Origin of the sequence: Amycolatopsis sp. NPDC051716 (assembly GCF_040681595.1) — a bacterium.
Lineage (GTDB): Bacteria > Actinomycetota > Actinomycetes > Mycobacteriales > Pseudonocardiaceae > Amycolatopsis.
This window is the reverse complement of sequence record NZ_JBFAZA010000007.1, coordinates 95,708-97,771: the sequence shown is the minus strand read 5'-3', so window position 1 is coordinate 97,771 and position 2,064 is coordinate 95,708. Positions and strand designations below refer to the sequence as shown.

The 2,064-nt window shown below is 72.1% G+C and carries 1 protein-coding gene; it reads left to right on the top strand.

From position 1 onward, the window contains the following. Nucleotides 1-107 precede the first annotated feature (107 nt). Nucleotides 108-1,943 (top strand): copper-binding protein, encoded by a 1,836-nt coding sequence (locus AB0M30_RS11535; protein ID WP_364582811.1) that lies wholly within the window; start codon nt 108-110, stop codon nt 1,941-1,943. Nucleotides 1,944-2,064: the final 121 nt, after the last annotated feature.

Sequence of the window (2,064 nt, the reverse complement as noted above, 5' to 3'; positions counted from 1 at the left end):
ACCACGCCGTCAACCCCGACGGCTCCTGGTGAACCCTCGTGAGTGGTGAGGCGGGTTCTAACCCGCCTCACCACTCACGACCCCCACTTCAGGAAGGGTTCCCCGCGATGTCCCCACGACTGACCGCCCTGCTGCTGACGGCCTTCCTGGCCGTGCTCGGGCTGGCGACGCCCGCGGCGGCGGCGCCGGTCCAGACGCTGACCTGGACCGCGAACAACAGCACCACCGAATACGCGTCCGCGCCCACCGGCGCCCTCCCTGGTGAGACCACCGTCGTCTTCGAGAACAGCGAAGCCACCGGCAACACGACCGGGATGTCGCACACTCTGACGTTCGACACCTCGACGCCGGGCTACAACCACGACGTCTCGCTGAACATCCTGGCCAACCCGTTCGACCCCGCCAACGGCCGGCACGAGGCCGTCGTGACGCTGACGCCCGGCAAGTACCGGTACTACTGCACCATCCCCGGGCACACGGCGATGGTGGGGGAGTTCGTCGTGTCCGACGGCACCGGCGACACGACCCCGCCGGCCGTCACCGCGGCGGTGACGGGGGATCGCGACCCGGCCGGCAGCTACCTCGGGTCCGCCACGGTCACGCTTTCGGCCACCGACGCGGGCTCCGGCGTGGCCTCGGTCGAGTACCAGCTCGACGGCGGCACGTGGACCACGTATGCCGCGCCGGTGGTGGTGTCCGCGGTCGGCGCGCACATGCTGCACTACCGGGCGACCGACGTCGCCGGGAACACGTCCGCGGAAGGCATGGCGCACTTCACGATCGTCGCCCGGCCGGGGGACACGACCGCGCCCTCGGTCAGCGCGGCGATCACCGGCACCCAGGACTCGTCGGGCAGCTACCTCGACGTCGCGACGGCCCGGATCACCGCCACGGACGCCGATTCCGGCGTGGCGTCGGTGGAATACCAGCTCGACAGCGGCGCCTGGACCGCCTACACCGCGCCGGTCGCGGTGACCGCGGCGGGGATGCACATGCTGCACTACCGGGCCACCGACGTCGCGGGGAACGTGTCGCCGGAGGGCATGGCCCACTTCACGGTGGTGAGGAGCGACACGACCGCGCCGGCCGTGTCGGCCTCCCTGAGCGGCACCCAGGACGCCGACGGCCACTACGTCGGCAAGGCGATCGTCACGGTGACGGCTTCGGACGCGGGTTCCGGGATCGCAGCGGTGGAGTACCAAGTGGACGGTGGCGCGTGGACGGTTTACACGGCACCGGTTCCGGTGTCCGCGGCCGGTTCGCACACGGTCGGCTACCGCGCTCGCGACGTCGCCGGCAACGCGTCCGCGGAGGGTTCGGTGTCGTTCACCGTGGTCGCCGGCGGGGACACGACCGCGCCTTCGGTCGCGCTCCAGGTCGCCGGGAACCAGGACGGTGGCTGGAACTACGTCGGTTCGGCGACGGTGACGGTGACCGCCACCGACACGGAGTCCGGAGTGGGTTCGGTCGAGTACAAAGTGGACGAGTCGGCGTGGACCCGGTACGCGGCGCCGGTCGTGGTGTCCGCGCTGGGGGCGCACACCGTGCGAGCCCGGGCCACGGACGTCGCCGGGAACGTCTCGGCCGAGGTGGCGGGATCGTTCCGGGTGGTCGCGGCCGCGCCGCCACCGGACGCCTGCCCCTCCTCGGACACCCGGGAGACGGTGGTCATCGGCGGAGTCGACAGCCAGGTCGAGAACATCGACACCGGCAACGGCTGCACGATCAACGACGTCATCGACGAGAACGCGGAGTACGCGTCCCACGACCGGTTCGTGAAGCACGTGAAGGCGGTGACCCAGGAGCTCGTGGCCAACGGAGTGTTGTCGTCGGGCGACCGCAACCGCATCGTGACGGCGGCGATCGAGTCCGGTGTCGGCGGCGACGGCCGTTCGGTGCCAGCGGAGGGGAGTGCGCGGAAGGCTTCGGTGCGCATCGGATGAGCAGGGCCGGCCGTGCGGACGCGGAGACTTCGCGCTCCGCGGACGCGCGGCGCCGGCCACGCCCCGGGGTCGCGCCCGCGGGCGGGGGGGGCACCGGGACGAGCGCGGAGCGGGCGGCCGC

What these genes read in the sequence shown, in the direction of transcription:
- AB0M30_RS11535 (WP_364582811.1), top strand. Translation starts at nt 108, where the DNA reads ATGTCCCCACGACTGACCGCCCTGCTGCTGACGGCCTTCCTGGCCGTG.